The organism is Pseudomonas sp. m6p, from assembly GCF_055760375.1.
Window position 1 is genome coordinate 6041982 of the sequence record NZ_CM147084.1, and the last position, 17221, is coordinate 6059202.

Sequence of the window (17221 nt, forward strand, 5' to 3'; positions counted from 1 at the left end):
CAAACGTGACGGCCGCCCCAAGGGGCGGCCGTTTTGTTCACGCATCAGCTGTTGTTGTGGTCGACCTTGATGGTCGGATCGCTGCCGGCGATCAGGTTGTGAATGTTGGCGCTCGACCAGTTGTTGCCTTCCAGTTTGATCGTCACGTCCGGCGTGGCGGCTGCCGCGTCGCCGGAGTTGAACTTGCCCGCCGAGCTGACTTGCAGCGACGACGTGCCATCAACCGTGGTGATCTTCAGGAAGTTGTCGATGGTGCTGCCGGTTTCGCCCTGCAACAGGTCACGCAGGTCGATGCGGTCGCCTTCGCTGGCGTTGAAGTCCTTGATCACGTCGTTGCCGGTGTCGCCTGCTTTCCAGACGAAGGTGTCAGCACCGGAACCACCGATCAGGATGTCATTGCCCTGGCCACCGATCAGCGTGTCGTTGCCGGTGCCGCCGAGCAGGATGTCATTGCCCTTGCCGCCGTCGAGCAGGTCGTTGCCGCCCGAGCCGAACAGGATGTCATTGCCTGCGCCACCCAACAGCGTGTCGTTGCCATCGTGCGCACCGGAGACATCGAACGCCTGATAGTGCTCGGTGATGTACTGGTGCACATTGCTGGTAGTGACTTTGCTGACATCCACGCCGGTCTGCTGCGCCACGAACGCCTGCATCGCCTGATAACCCTCGCCGGCAATGCCGTTGAAGCTCACCAGGTCGCCGAACAGGATGTCGTTGCCGTCGCCACCGCTGACGGTGTCGTTGCCCGGCATCGTTGCTTCGGTATGGCCGATGATCGAGTTGGCCAGATCCTTCGGATCGATGTTGGTTTGCGGCAAGTGATCCGAGTCATACGGTTTCAGGTCGTTGAGGCTGACACCGCTGTTGATACCGATGGCTTCGACATTCGACAGACCGCTGAGCAAGGCGAAGCTGCTGCTGGAGTTGTCGGTGGTGGCAGTCGTGGTGCTGTTACCAGTACCGGCCAGGCTCGACAGCTCGTAGGTGCCATCACCCTGAGCGTGGACAGTGCCCAGGTTGGTGGTGGTCCAGCCGCGGCCGTTGTAGGTCTGCAACTGGGCATAACCGCTGGCGGTGATGCTCAGGTAATGCGTATTGTCGATGTACGTGCTGAAGGTATCGCCCAGCTTGTAGTTGCTGGTCGTGACCACACTGTCGAACTTCACGCTGCCATACAGCGTCGGGTTGGTCTGCTCGCCGCTCTGGTAGTAGGTCGGCTGGCCGTCGGTGATGAAGTAGGTAAGGTTCTTCGCCCCGGTGTTGGCCAGCGCTTCCGTGCTCTGGAAAAAGTTGGCCGTGGTCTTGAACACGTCTTCGTAGTTGGTGCCGCCACCGGAGGTCATCGAGTCGAGTACGGCTTTGAGCTGGGTCAGCGCGTTCGGGTCGTTGAGGTTGACCGAGACTGACTTGTTGACCTGGGTATCGAAGTCCACCAGGAAGATGTTCACCGTGCCCGAATTGCTGCCGCCCAGGCTCTGCTTGAGGGTGTTGAACACCGAGGTCAGCGAGTCTTTGGCCGCGTTGATCGACGAGGTGCTCATACTGCCCGAGCTGTCGACCATGAACGCAATGTTGTAGTTGGTGCCCGGCACCACGGTCAGACCGCCGATGTCGGCGACCATGATGTCGTTGCCGTCGGTACCGTTGAAGGTGTCATCGCCCGAAGTACCGACCACGGCGTTGTACACCGCCGGCACCACGGTGACCGGAATCGTCGCGGTGCTGCTGGCCGAGCCGCCGACCATCTCGGTGGAAGTCGACGTCACGGTCAGGTTGAACTGGCCGTTGTAGTAGGTCGGCGGGGTCACGGTCAGGCTGCCGAGGCTCCAGCCGGTGACGTTGGCTTCGCCGTTGCTCGCGGTGACAGTGAAACTGTGGCCATGGCCGTCGGAGAGTACCGAACCGACCGGCGCACCGCTGATCTTCACGCTCAGGGTTTCCGAGCCGTCGGTGTCGGTCAGCGCGGTGTTGATCGCCGACAGTTTCACCGTGGTGCCTTCGGCGCCGGTGTTGAGTTTGTAGCCGTCGTAATAACCTTCGCCGTTGGTACCGTGCAGGTCGGAGACGGTCACACCGGCGTTCACCAGATCCTGCACGCCGGTGTAGATCGGCACGCCGGCGCTGCTCAGGTCGATCGGCGTGCTGCCGTTGACCGACAGGTTCACGTCATAGCTGCCCGGGCCGCTCTGGTTGTGGTGGTAGATGTCCAGGGTGTAGTAGCCGCTGGTGGTCGGGGTGAACGAACCGCTGATCGTACCGCCCGCGCCCCAGGTGCCCGACGCCACGCTCTTGCCGCCGATGGTGATCAGCAGGCTGTCGTCAGCCACGCCGCTGAAGCTGTAGGTCTTGCCGGCTTCCAGATAGATCAGGCCCGAGGTTTTCGACGCGGTGCCGGCGGTCACGCTGCCGTCGGACTGCACGTTGGTCACGTTGGTGCTGGAGTTCGGGGTGCCGGCGCCATCGATCACGTTTTTCAGCGTGGTCGAGTCAGCGCCATTGCCGCTGGTACCCAGGCCCGCCAGACCGGTCCAGACTTCCTTGACCAGTCCGGTGGATTTCACGCTGTTGTCGGCCACGCTCACGGTCGGTGCATCCGCCACTGGCGTGATGTCGATCTTCACGGTGCCGGTGTTGCCCAGCAGTTGGCCGTCGGTGGGCTGGAACTTGATCTGCGCGTAGTCGGCCTGGTTGTTGCCCAGGCCGGTGCCGCCGTAACCGTTGACGCCCGACTCGTTGGCATCCGGCAGGAAGCGCAGCTTGCCAGCGTCGATGTCAGCCTTGCTGAAGGTCTGGTTGTTGGCGACGTCTTTCCAGGTCGAACCGTCCAGGTACTGCAGTTTGCCTTCGCCCGGCAGCTGGGTGATTTTGATCCCCAGGCTGCTGGCCGGGCTGTCGACGTCGGTCACACCGAAGGTCGACCAGCCGAGGATCAGCGGGGTGTCTTCGGTGCCGGTGACGTTGACTGGCGCTGCAATAGGCGCATCGTTGACCGCCACCACGTTGACCGTGGTGGTCGCGGTGTTGGAGTAGTTGCCGCCATCGGTCACGGTCACGGTGATGATCCGTGGCACGGTGCTCGGGTCTTCACTGCTGTTGGTGAAGGTGATGTTCTTGATGGCCTGCATGTAGTCGGCCAGCGTCGCGTTACCCGACAGGGTCAGGGTCACGGTGCCGTTGGTGCTGTTGGCATTGATGGTGATGCCGTTGACGCTGTTGCCGAGGTTCAGCGCATCGCCGTCCTGACGGTTGGTCAGGACGATGGTCGCACCGGTCAGCATGGTGCTGTCCGGGTCGGTGATCGTCAGGTCGGTATCGGCAATCGACACGCCGGCGCCCGGCGTGTTTTCGGTGAACGTCACCTTGTAGTCGGCACCGGTGGCGCCGCTGGAGTTGTTGGCATCCAGGTCGATGACCGGTGGTGCATCGTTGTCGATGATCGAGGTGCTGACGCTGCCGTTGGTGCTGCTGACAGCCAGGTTCTCGAAATTGCCACCGGTGGCCGAGTCGATCTTGACCACGAAGTTCTCGGTGCCTTCGGTGATCTTGTCATCGATGGTCGCGACGTTGAACTGCGCGCTGCTGGCGCCCGCCGGGATCTTCACGGTGTACACGCCAGTGAAGTCCGAACCGTCGGCGGCGGTGCCGCTGTAGACGATTTTCAGGGTCACGTCGGTTTGCGCCGGGTGGGTCAGGCTGACGGTGTAGCTGGCGGTCTGGCCTTCGGTCACCGAGGTGCTGCCGGTGATGCTGACGGTGGTGGTATCGATGGTATCGGCGACGCTGGTGACGGCCGGTGCCGTGCTCGGTACCAGGTTCTCGAAGTTGCCACCGCTGGCATTGGTGATGGTCGCCTGCACGCTGCCGGCGTCTTTGTAGACATCGTCAGCCGGAGCCGGAACGGTCACGGTGCCGGTGGTTTTACCGGCGTCGATGGTGATCACCGAGCCGTTGCTCAGGGTCACGGTCACCGGGGAACCGGCAGCGTTGCTCAGGGTTGCGGTGTAGGTGATCTGGCCGCCCTCGTTCACCGCCGGGGTCGCGCTCAGCGACAGGCTGGTGGTGTCGACGGTGTCGATCACGGTGGTGCTGACCGGGGTTTTGTCGGCCACGAGGTTTTCGTAATTGCCGCCGGTCACGTTGCTGATCGAGTTGGTCAACGGCGCGTGGCCAGTCAGTGCATCGTTTGGCGCGATGCTGGTCACGGTGCCGGTGGTCTTGCCGATGTCGATGGTGATGGTCTGGCCGTTGGCCAGGGTTACCACGACTGGCGAACCAGTCACAGGCGCACCGACGGTGGCGGTGTAGGTGACGGTGCCACCTTCGGCCACGGTGCCCGTGGCGGTGAGTTTCACCCCAGTGGTGTCGATGGTGTCGGTGACGCTGGTCACGGCTGGCGTGGTGCTTGGTACCAGATTTTCGAAGCTGCCACCGGTGGCAGTCTTGATCGTGGCCTGCACGGTGCCGGCGTCTTTGTAGACGTCGTCCGCTGGAGCCGGAACGGTGACGGTGCCCGTGGTTTTGCCTGCATCGATCGTGATCACTGCACCGTTGCTCAGGGTCACGGTCACTGGCGAGCCAGCGGCGTTAGTCAGGGTTGCGGTGTAAACGATCGAGCCGCCTTCGGCCACGGTGCCGGTCGCGGACAGCGACAGGTTGGTGGTGTCGACGGTATCAGTCACGGTGGTGCTGACCGGCGTTTTGTCGGCCACGAGGTTCTCGTAGTTGCCGCCGCTGACGTTGGTGATGGCGTTGGTCAGTGGAGCGTGGCCGGTCAGCGCGTCGTTTGGCGCAGTAGTGGTCACGGTGCCGGTGGTTTTGCCGATGTCGATGGTGATGGTCTGGCCGTTGGACAGAGTCACCACGACTGGCGAACCTGTGACTGGCGCACCGACGGTGGCGGTGTAGACGACGTTGCCGCCTTCAGCCGCTGTACCGGTGGCAGACAACTTCACGGTAGTGGTGTCGATGGTATCGGTGACGCTGGTCACGGCCGGTACGGTGCTTGGTACCAGGTTTTCGAAGTTGCCGCCGCTGGCATTGGTGATGGTTGCCTGCACGGTGCCGGCGTCTTTGTAGACGTCATCAGCCGGGGCAGGAACGGTCACGGTGCCAGTGGTTTTGCCCGCGTCGATAGTGATCACCGCGCCGTTCGACAGGGTAACGGTCACTGGCGAGCCAGCCGCGTTGGTCAGGGTCGCGGTGTAGATGATCGAACCGCCCTCGGCGACCGTGTTGGTGGCACTGAGGGTCAGGTTGGTGGTGTCGACAGTGTCGGTCACGGTGGTGCTGACCGGGGTTTTGTCGGCCACCAGGTTTTCGTAGTTGCCACCGCTCACGTTATTGATCGCGTTGGTCAACGGCGCGTGGCCGGTCAGCGCGTCATTCGGCGCGATGCTGGTCACGGTGCCGGTGGTTTTGCCGATGTCGATGGTGATGGTCTGGCCGTTGGCCAGGGTCACGACGACAGGCGAGCCGGTAACTGGCGCACCAACGGTAGCGGTGTAAGTGACGGTGCCACCTTCGGCCACGGTGCCCGTGGCGGTGAGTTTCACGCCCGTGGTGTCGATGGTGTCGGTGATGCTGGTCACTGCTGGCGTGGTGCTTGGTACCAGGTTCTCGAAGCTGCCACCGGTCGCGGTTTTGATCGTTGCCTGAACAGTGCCGGCGTCTTTGTAGACGTCGTCGGCCGGGGCAGGGACGGTGACGGTACCGGTGGTTTTACCGGCGTCGATGGTGATGACTGCACCGTTGCTCAGCGTCACGGTCACTGGCGAACCAGCGGCGTTGGTCAGCGTTGCGGTGTAAACGATCGAGCCACCCTCGGCCACGGTGCCGGTCGCGCTCAGGGACAGGTTGGTGGTGTCGATGGTGTCGGTGACCGTGGTGCTGACCGGGGTCTTGTCGGCCACCAGGTTTTCGTAGTTGCCGCCGCTGACGTTAGTGATGGCGTTGGTCAGTGGCGCATGACCGGTCAACACGTCGTTCGGTGCGGTGGTGGTCACGGTGCCGGTGGTTTTGCCGACTTCGATGGTGATGTTCTGGCCGTTGGCCAGAGTCACGGTCACTGGCGAACCGGTTACCGGTGCACCAACGGTCGCGGTGTAGGTGACGGTACCACCTTCAGCAGCAGACTCGGTCGCGGTCAGTTTGACCGTGGTGGTGTCGATGGTGTCGGTGACGCTGGTCACGGCTGGCGTGGTGCTTGGCACCAGATTTTCGAAGTTGCCACCGGTGGCGGATTTGATCGTGGCCTGCACGGTGCCGGCGTCTTTGTAAACGTCATCAGCCGGTGCCGGGACGGTCACGGTGCCGGTGGTTTTGCCCGCGTCGATGGTGATCACGGCGCCGTTGCTCAACGTCACGGTAACCGGCGAACCGGCAGCGTTGGTCAGCGTCGCGGTGTAAACGATCGAGCCGCCTTCGGCCACGGTACCGGTCGCGGACAGCGACAGGTTAGTGGTGTCGACGGTATCGGTGACCGTGGTGTTGACCGGGGTCTTGTCGGCGACGAGGTTCTCGTAATTGCCACCGCTGACGTTGGTGATCGCGTTGATCAGCGGCGCGTGGCCGGTCAGCGCATCGTTCGGTGCGGTGGTGGTTACGGTGCCGGTGGTTTTGCCGACTTCGATGGTGATGTTCTGACCGTTGGCCAGAGTTACCACGACTGGCGAGCCCGTCACTGGCGCACCAACGGTCGCGGTGTAGGTGACGGTGCCACCTTCGGCAGCAGACTCGGTCGCGGTCAGTTTGACCGTGGTGGTGTCGATGGTGTCGGTGACCTGAGTCACAGCCGGCACGGTGCTCGGTACCAGGTTTTCGAAGTTGCCACCGGTAGCGTTGGTGATCGTTGCCTGAACGGTGCCGGCGTCTTTGTAGACGTCATCGGCAGGTGCCGGAACGGTCACGGTGCCAGTGGTTTTACCGGCTTCGATGGTGATCACAGCGCCGTTCGACAGGGTCACGGTGACTGGCGAGCCAGCCGCGTTGGTCAAGGTCGCGGTGTAGATGATCGAACCACCCTCGGCGACCGAGTTGGTTGCGCTCAGCGACAGGTTGGTGGTGTCGACAGTGTCGGTCACAGTGGTGCTGACTGGCGTTTTGTCAGCCACCAGACTCTCGTAATTACCGCCGGTCACGCCAGTGATCGCGTTGGTCAGAGGAGCATGACCGGTCAGTGCATCGTTCGGTGCGGTGGTAGATACAGTGCCGGTGGTCTTGCCGACTTCGATGGTGATGTTCTGGCCGTTGGCCAACGTCACTACGACCGGCGAACCGGTCACTGGGGCACCGACAGTCGCGGTGTAGGTGACGGTACCGCCTTCAGCGGCAGACTCGGTCGCGGTCAGTTTCACCGTGGTGGTGTCGATGGTATCGGTAACGTTGGTGACGGCCGGAACAGTGCTCGGCACCAGGTTTTCGAAGTTGCCACCGGTAGCAGTGGAAATGGTTGCTTCGACTTTACCGGCGTCTTTGTAAACGTCGTCCGCCGGCGCAGGAACGGTTACGGTGCCAGTGGTTTTACCGGCTTCGATGGTGATCACTGCGCCGTTCGAAAGAGTCACGGTGACTGGCGAGCCAGCGGCATTGGTCAAGGTCGCGGTGTAAACGATCGAGCCACCCTCCGCCACGGTGCCGGTCGCATTGAGCGACAGGTTGGTGGTGTCGACGGTGTCAGTAACGGTGGTCGAAACCGGCGTTTTGTCGGCGACCAGATTCTCGTAATTGCCACCGGTCACGCCGGTAATCGAGTTGGTCAGTGGTGCATGCCCGGTCAGCGCATCGTTCGGTGCTGTGGTGGTCACGGTGCCAGTGGTCTTGCCGACTTCGATGGTGATGTTCTGCCCGTTGGCCAAGGTCACGACAACCGGCGAACCGGTGACCGGCGCACCGACGGTCGCGGTGTAAGTCACGGTGCCGCCTTCAGCCACCGAAGAATCGGCGCTGAGCTTCACGGCGGAGGTGTCGATGGTGTCGGTGACTTCGGTCACTGCAGGAACAGTGCTTGGGACGAGGTTCTCGAAGTTGCCACCGGTGGCGCTGGAAATGGTTGCTTCGACTTTGCCAGCGTCCTTGTACACGTCATCGGCAGGCGCCGGAACGGTCACGGTGCCGGTGGTTTTACCGGCGTCGATGGTGATCACTGCGCCGTTGCTCAACGTCACGGTAACCGGTGAGCCGGCAGCGTTGGTCAGCGTCGCGGTGTAGACGATCGAGCCACCCTCGGCCACGGTGCCGGTCGCACTCAGCGACAGATTGGTGGTGTCGACGGTGTCGGTGACATTGGTCGAAACCGGCGTTTTATCCGCGACCAGATTCTCGTAATTGCCACCAGTCACGTCAGTGATCGCGTTGGTCAGAGGAGCATGACCGGTCAACGCATCGTTCGGCGCAGTGGTAGTCACGGTGCCGGTGGTTTTACCCACTTCGATGGTGATGTTCTGACCGTTGGCCAAGGTTACGACCACAGGCGAGCCGGTAACTGGCGCGCCGACAGTCGCGGTGTAAGTGACGGTGCCACCTTCCGCAGCGGATTCAGTCGCCGTCAGTTTGACCGTGGTGGTGTCGATGGTATCGGTGACATTGGTGACGGCCGGCACAGTGCTCGGTACCAGATTTTCAAAGTTGCCACCGGTAGCGCTGGAAATGGTCGCTTCGACTTTGCCGGCATCTTTGTACACGTCATCGGCTGGCGCCGGAACGGTCACGGTGCCAGAGGTTTTACCGGCGTCGATGGTGATCACTGCGCCGTTGCTCAACGTCACGGTAACCGGTGAGCCGGCAGCGTTGGTCAGCGTCGCGGTGTAGACGATCGAGCCACCCTCGGCCACGGTGCCGGTCGCACTGAGCGACAGATTGGTGGTGTCGACGGTGTCGGTGACATTGGTCGAAACCGGCGTTTTATCCGCCACGAGGTTTTCGTAGTTACCGCCGCTCACGTCGGTGATGGCGTTGGTCAGCGGCGCGTGGCCGGTCAACGCATCGTTCGGCGCAGTGGTGGTGACGGTGCCAGTGGTTTTACCCACTTCGATGGTGATGTTCTGACCGTTGGCCAAGGTCACCACGACCGGCGAGCCAGTCACTGGCGCACCGACAGTCGCGGTGTAAGTGACGGTGCCACCTTCAGCAGCGGATTCAGTTGCGGTCAGTTTGACCGTAGTGGTATCGATGGTGTCGGTCACGTTGGTGACGGCCGGAACGGTGCTCGGCACCAGGTTCTCGAAGTTGCCACCGGTAGCGCTGGAAATGGTTGCTTCGACTTTACCCGCGTCTTTGTACACGTCGTCAGCCGGAGCTGGAACGGTCACGGTGCCCGACGTTTTACCGGCTTCGATGGTGATCACCGCGCCGTTGGACAGGGTCACGGTCACCGGCGTCCCGGCCGGATTGGTCAGGGTCGCGGTGTAAACGATCGAACCACCCTCGTCCACCGAGTCGCTGGCGGTCAGGTTCAGGTTGGTGGTGTCGACAGTGTCCGACACTGAGGTGTTCGCCGGTGTCTTGTCGGCCACCAGGTTTTCATAGTTGCCGCCGGCAACCTTGTCGATGGCCACGCTCAGCGAGCTGCCGCCCGCCAATGGGCTGTTCGGCGCGACGAAGTTCACGCTGCCGGTGGTCTCACCGACGGCGATGGTGATGGTCTGGCCGTTGGACAGGGTGACCACAACAGGCGAGCCTGTTACTGGTGCAGTCACGCTTGCGGTGTAAACCACGGTTTCGCCTTCGGCGACGTTGGCGGTGGCGGTCAACGACACGGTGGAGGTGTCGATGGTGTCGTTGACGGTGGTCACGGCCGGGGTGTTGCTGGTCACCAGGTTTTCGAAGTCGCCACCGGTCGCGCCCTTGATGGTCGCCTCAACGGTGCCGGCGTCCTTGTAGACGTCATCCTTCGGCGCATCGACGGTCACGGTGCCGGAAGTTTTGCCGGCGTCGATGGTAATCACCGCGCCATTGCTCAAGGTCACGGTCACCGGAGTGCCGGCGGCGTTGGTCAGGGTGGCGGTGTAGGTGATCTGCCCGCCTTCGTTCACCGCCGGCGTCGCGCTCAGCGACAGGTTGGTGGTGTCGACGGTGTCGGTCACGGTGGTGCTGACTGGCGTCTTGTCGGCGACGAGGTTTTCGTAGTTGCCGCCGCTGACATTGGTGATCGAGTTGTTCAGCGGCTCGTGACCGTTCAACGCATCGTTCGGTGCGGTGGTCGTCACGGTGCCGGTGGTCTTGCCGATGTCGATGGTGATGGTCTGACCGTTGGCCAGGGTCACAACAACAGGCGCGCCAGTCACTGGAGCGCCGACAGTAGCGGTGTAAGTGACAGTGCCGCCTTCAGCCACCGAAGTATCGGCGGTGAGTTTGACCGTCGAGGTGTCGATGGTGTCGGTGACTTCGGTGACGGCCGGAACGGTGCTCGGCACCAGGTTCTCGAAGTTGCCGCCCGCAGCATCCTTGATCGTGACTTCGACCTTGCCGGCGTCTTTGTAGACGTCATCGGCAGGTGCTGGAACGGTCACGGTGCCGGTGGTTTTGCCCGCGTCGATGGTGATCACGGCGCCGTTGCTCAGGGTCACGGTGACCGGCGAGCCGGCAGCATTGGTCAAGGTCGCGGTATAAACGATCGAACCGCCCTCAGCCACGGTACCGGTCGCGCTCAGCGACAGGTTGGTGGTGTCGACGGTGTCGGTAACGGTGGTGCTGACCGGGGTTTTGTCGGCAACCAGATTCTCGTAGTTGCCGCCGCTCACGTCGGTGATGGCGTTAGTCAACGGCGCATGACCGTTCAACGCATCGTTTGGCGCGGTGGTGGTCACGGTGCCGGTGGTTTTGCCGACTTCGATGGTGATGTTCTGACCGTTGGCCAGGGTCACCACGACTGGCGAACCGGTCACGGGTGCACCGACAGTCGCGGTGTAAGTGACGGTGCCACCTTCAGCAGCCGACTCGGTTGCGGTCAGTTTCACCGAAGTGGTGTCGATAGTGTCAGTGACTTCAGTCACTGCCGGAACAGTGCTCGGAACGAGGTTCTCGAAGTTACCACCCGCAGCATCCTTGATCGTGACTTCAACCTTGCCGGCATCTTTGTAGACGTCATCGGCTGGCGCTGGAACCGTCACGGTGCCGGTGGTCTTGCCCGCTTCGATGGTAATCACCGAACCGTTGGACAGCGTCACGGTGACTGGCGAGCCAGCGGCATTGGTGAGGGTCGCGGTGTAAGTGATCGAACCACCCTCGGCGACCGAGTTGGTGGCGCTGAGCGACAGGTTCGTCGTGTCCACGGTGTCAGTGACGGTGGTGCTGACAGGGGTTTTGTCAGCGACCAGATTTTCGTAGTTGCCGCCGCTGACGCCGGTGATCGAGTTGGTCAGCGGTTCGTGACCCGTCAGCGCGTCGTTTGGCGCGGTGGTGGTCACGGTGCCGGTGGTTTTGCCGACTTCGATGGTGATGTTCTGACCGTTGGCCAGGGTCACAACAACCGGCGAGCCGGTTACCGGAGCACCGACAGTCGCGGTGTAGGTGACAGTGCCGCCTTCAGCGACCGAAGTATCGGCGGTCAGTCTGACGGTCGAAGTATCGATGGTGTCAGTGACTTCGGTGACAGCCGGAACCGTGCTCGGCACCAGGTTCTCGAAATTGCCGCCTGCTGCGTCTTTGATCGTGACTTCAACCTTGCCAGCGTCTTTGTAAACGTCATCGGCTGGGGCGGGAACAGTCACGGTGCCGGTAGTTTTACCTGCTTCAATGGTGATCACCGAGCCGTTCGACAGGGTCACGGTCACCGGCGTACCGGCCGGATTGGTCAAGGTCGCGGTGTAAACGATCGAACCACCTTCGGCAACGGAGCCAGTGGCGCTCAACGTCAGGTCGGTGGTGTCGACGGTGTCGGTAACGGTGGTCGAAACCGGAGTTTTGTCAGCGACCAGGTTTTCGTAGTTGCCACCGGTGACGCCGGTAATCGAGTTGGTCAGCGGTTCGTGACCGTTCAGCGCATCGTTTGGCGCGGTGGTGGTCACGGTGCCGGTGGTTTTGCCCACTTCGATGGTGATGTTCTGACCATTGGCCAAGGTGACAACAACCGGCGAGCCGGTTACCGGTGCGCCGACGGTGGCGGTGTAAGTGACAGTCCCGCCTTCAGCGACCGAAGTGTCGGCGGTGAGTTTGACCGTCGACGTATCGATGGTATCGGTCACTTCGGTAACAGCCGGAACGGTGCTCGGCACCAGGTTCTCGAAATTGCCGCCTGCGGCGTCTTTGATCGTGACTTCAACCTTGCCAGCGTCTTTGTAAACGTCATCGGCGGGTGCTGGAACAGTCACGGTGCCAGTGGTTTTACCGGCCTCGATGGTGATGACCGAGCCATTGCTCAAGGTCACGGTCACCGGAGTGCCCGCAGGATTGGTCAGGGTCGCGGTGTAGACGATCGAACCGCCCTCGGCCACGGTACCGGTCGCAGTCAGCGACAGGTTGGTGGTGTCGACGGTATCGGTGACGTTGGTCGAGACCGGGGTTTTGTCCGCCACCAGATTTTCGTAGTTGCCACCGCTCACGTCAGTGATCGCGTTGGTCAGTGGCTCGTGACCATTCAACGCATCGTTCGGTGCGGTGGTGGTTGCGGTGCCGGTGGTTTTACCCACTTCGATGGTGATGGTCTGACCGTTGGCCAGGGTCACGACAACCGGCGAACCGGTCACCGGTGCGCCAACCGTAGCGGTGTAGGTGACGGTGCCACCCTCGGCTACCGAGGTGTCCGCGGTCAGTTTGACGGTCGAAGTATCGATGGTATCGGTAACTTCGGTGACCGCTGGAACGGTGCTCGGCACCAGGTTCTCGAAATTGCCACCGCTGGTTCCGGTAATGCTGACTTCGACCTTGCCGGCATCTTTGTAGACGTCATCGGCAGGCGCCGGAACAGTCACGGTACCGGTGGTTTTACCGGCTTCGATGGTGATGACGGAGCCATTGCTCAGGGTCACAGTCACCGGGGTGCCGGCCGGGTTGGTCAGGGTCGCGGTGTAGACAATCGAGCCACCTTCCGCCACGGTGCCGGTCGCAGTCAGCGACAGGTTGGTGGTGTCGACGGTGTCGGTGACGGTGGTGCTGACCGGGGTTTTGTCGGCCACGAGATTTTCGTAGTTGCCACCGCTCACGTCAGTGATCGCGTTGCTCAGTGGCTCATGACCATTCAACGCATCGTTCGGCGCGGTGGTGGTCACGGTGCCAGTGGTCTTGCCCACTTCGATGGTGATGGTCTGACCGTTGGCCAGAGTCACGACAACCGGCGAGCCAGTCACCGGCGCACCAACCGTAGCGGTGTAAGTGACAGTGCCGCCTTCAGCGACCGAAGTATCAGCGGTCAGTTTGACGGTCGAAGTATCGATGGTGTCAGTGACTTCGGTGACAGCTGGAACGGTGCTCGGAACAAGGTTCTCGAAATTGCCACCGCTGGTTCCGGTAATACTGACTTCAACCTTGCCGGCATCTTTGTAAACGTCATCGGCAGGCGCTGGAACGGTCACGGTACCGGTGGTTTTACCGGCTTCGATGGTGATGACGGAGCCATTGCTCAGGGTCACGGTCACCGGGGTGCCGGCCGGGTTGGTCAGGGTCGCGGTGTAGACAATCGAACCGCCTTCAGCGACGGAGCCAGTGGCGCTCAACGTCAGGTTGGTGGTGTCGACGGTGTCGGTCACGGTGGTGCTGACCGGCGTCTTGTCGGCCACGAGGTTTTCGTAGTTGCCACCGCTCACGCCAGTGATCGAGTTGGTCAGCGGCGCCTGGCCGTTCAACGCATCGTTCGGCGCGGTGGTGGTCACGGTGCCAGTGGTCTTGCCCACTTCGATGGTGATGGTCTGGCCGTTGGCCAGAGTCACGACAACCGGCGAGCCAGTCACCGGCGCACCAACCGTAGCGGTGTAAGTGACAGTGCCGCCTTCAGCGACCGAAGTATCAGCGGTCAGTTTGACGGTCGAAGTATCGATGGTGTCAGTGACTTCGGTGACAGCTGGAACGGTGCTCGGAACAAGGTTCTCGAAATTGCCACCGCTGGTTCCGGTAATACTGACTTCAACCTTGCCGGCATCTTTGTAAACGTCATCGGCAGGCGCTGGAACGGTCACGGTACCGGTGGTTTTACCGGCTTCGATGGTGATGACGGAGCCATTGCTCAGGGTCACGGTCACCGGGGTGCCGGCCGGGTTGGTCAGGGTCGCGGTGTAGACAATCGAACCGCCTTCAGCGACGGAGCCAGTGGCGCTCAACGTCAGGTTGGTGGTGTCGACGGTGTCGGTCACGGTGGTGCTGACCGGCGTCTTGTCGGCCACGAGGTTTTCGTAGTTGCCACCGCTCACGCCAGTGATCGAGTTGGTCAGCGGCGCCTGGCCGTTCAACGCATCGTTCGGCGCGGTGGTGGTCACGGTGCCGGTGGTTTTACCCACTTCGATGGTGATGGACTGACCGTTGGCCAGAGTCACGACAACCGGCGAACCGGTCACGGGTGCACCAACCGTAGCGGTGTAAGTCACCGTGCCACCCTCGGCGACCGAGGTGTCAGCGGACAGTTTGACGGTCGAAGTATCGATGGTGTCGGTCACTTCGGTGACCGCAGGGACAGTGCTTGGCACCAGATTTTCGAAGTTGCCGCCGGTTGCACCGTTGATGCTGACTTCGACTTTGCCGGCATCTTTATAGACGTCATCGGCAGGTGCCGGAACAGTCACGGTACCGGTGGTTTTACCGGCTTCGATGGTGATGACGGAGCCATTGCTCAGGGTCACGGTCACCGGGGTGCCGGCCGGATTGGTCAAGGTCGCGGTGTAAACGATCGAACCGCCCTCAGCCACGGTAGCGGTCGCGCTCAACGTCAGGTTAGTGGTGTCGACGGTGTCGGTAACGGTGGTCGAAACCGGGGTTTTGTCGGCGACGAGGTTCTCGTAGTTACCGCCACTGACGTCGGTGATGGCATTGGTCAGCGGTGGGTTGCCGGTCAACGCATCGTTCGGCGCGGTGGTGGTCACGGTGCCGGTGGTTTTGCCCACTTCGATGGTGATGGTCTGACCGTTGGCCAGGGTCACGACAACTGGCGAACCGGTCACAGGTGCACCGACGGTGGCGGTGTAAGTGACAGTGCCGCCCTCAGCGACCGACGTATCGGCAGTCAGTTTGACGGTCGAGGTATCGATGGTGTCAGTGACTTCGGTAACAGCCGGAACGGTGCTCGGCACCAGGTTCTCGAAATTGCCACCGCTGGTGCCGGTGATGCTGACTTCGACCTTGCCGGCGTCTTTGTAGACGTCATCCGCAGGCGCCGGAACGGTCACGGTACCGGTGGTTTTGCCAGCCTCGATGGTGATGACGGAGCCGTTGCTCAACGTCACGGTCACCGGGGTGCCGGCCGGGTTGGTCAGGGTGGCGGTGTAAACGATCGAGCCGCCTTCAGCGACGGTGCCGGTGGCACTCAGCGACAGGTTGGTGGTGTCGATGGAGTCGGTGACGGTGGTGGTCGCCGGCGTGGTGTTCGGCACCAGATTCTCGAAGTTGCCGCCGGTCGCACCGGTAATCGTGGTGCTGACGGTGCCGCCGTTGTTGTAGACGTCGTTCGGCGCGGTCGGCACGTTGACGGTGCCAGTGGTCTGGCCGGCTTCGATGGTGATGGTCGAGCCGTTGGACAGGGTGACGGTGACCGGCGTCTGTGCCGGATTGGTCAGGGTCGCGGTGTAGGTGATCTGGCCACCTTCGACCACGGTACCGGTGGCGGTGAGGGTCAGGCCGGTGGTGTCGCGCGAATCGACGATGTTCGTCACGGCTGGCGTCGTGTTCGGCACCAGGTTCTCGAAGTTGCCGCCACTGGCACCGGTAATGGTGGTAGTGACGGTGCTGCCGTTGTTATAGACGTCGTTCGGCGCAGTGGGCACGTTGACGGTGCCTGTGGTCTGGCCCGCTTCGATGGTGATGGTCGAGCCGTTGGACAGGGTGACGGTGACCGGCGTCTGTGCCGGGTTGGTCAGGGTCGCGGTGTAGGTGATCTGACCACCTTCGGTGACGCTGCTGCCAGCGGTCAGGGTGACGGTGGTGGTGTCGATTGTGTCGGTGACCTGGGTCGTGGCCGGAGTGGTCGGCGGGGTCACGGTGATGCCGTTGCCGCCAGTGGTGCCGGTGACGGTCACGTCGATCTGGGTCGGGTCGTTGTAAACGGTGTCGTTCGGCGCCAGCGGCACGTTGACGGTGCCGGTGGTGGAGCCGGCCGGAATCACGATCACCGAGCCGTTGGACAGGGTGATGGTCAGGTCGGTCAGCGGCGCCTGGGTCAGGGTCGCGGTGTACACCAGCACGCCGCCGGCTTCGGTGATGGTCGGCGTGGCGCTGAGGCTCAGGGTCGATTCACGCAGGGCGTTGGCGGTGGTATCGGTGGTCTGGCCACCGGTGATGTTCTGCGCCGCTTGCGCACCGGCGTTGATGCCCGCGGTCGGGAAGCCGATGGTCGGGTCGACGCGGCCAGCAGTGGCGTCGAGCATCACGAAGCTGTGGCCGCCGCCTGCCGCGCCGCCAGTCCCCGCGGCGGTCGCGCCGGCAGCGGTGGCTTCAAGGGCAGTGGTCGGGTCGGCGCCGGCGGCGATGGCCTGCTGCAACTCGGCTACAGAAGGTGCGGCCTGCGCGGTGGCTTCGGCCAGGTCCGTGCTGGAGTCGGGCGCGTTGGCGCTCCACTGCGTTTCGCGACCCAGGTCCAGGGTGCGGCCATCCGCCAGTTCCAGCGATACAGCGCCGGAGAGGCCAGTATCGATCTGGTCGCCGACGAACAGGCGATCGCCTTCAACGAGCACGCGGCGTACACCCTCGGGGGATACCACGAATACCTGACCGACAATGCTTTTGACGATGGCAACAACACTGCTCATTGAAGACTCTCCGGGTGTTACGTTCAGTTGACTTCCATTGCCTGATGGCTTCGGCGCCGATTCAGTCTGGACGTACTTTTAAAATTTGCGAATCAAGTTTGACGCTTCTTTTCGTCAATATTTTGGCTAGATTCTTTCGCTATTAACTTTATGCCAAACTATTGACCTTCTGGGTGCCATCCTAAACAATCGCCCCACTAATGTCACATTGATATTTCCGCGGCGACCTATCCCTCAGCGTGTGATCCAGTTCCTATTTTGAACTTTCCGACATACGGTCATTCCGGTTGCCAATCATCCGACGCAGCAGCACGTTTTGCTGTGATTCAAGACAAGAAGTC

The 17221-nt window shown here is 62.0% G+C and carries 1 protein-coding gene; it reads right to left on the reverse strand.

Going from position 1 to position 17221, the window contains the following annotated elements; translation table 11 throughout:
• Positions 1-44: 44 nt before the first annotated feature.
• Positions 45-16880, reverse strand: coding sequence for a LapA family giant adhesin (locus ACYZUM_RS27680; protein WP_108181298.1), 16836 nt, complete (start codon positions 16878-16880; stop codon positions 45-47).
• Positions 16881-17221: the final 341 nt, after the last annotated feature.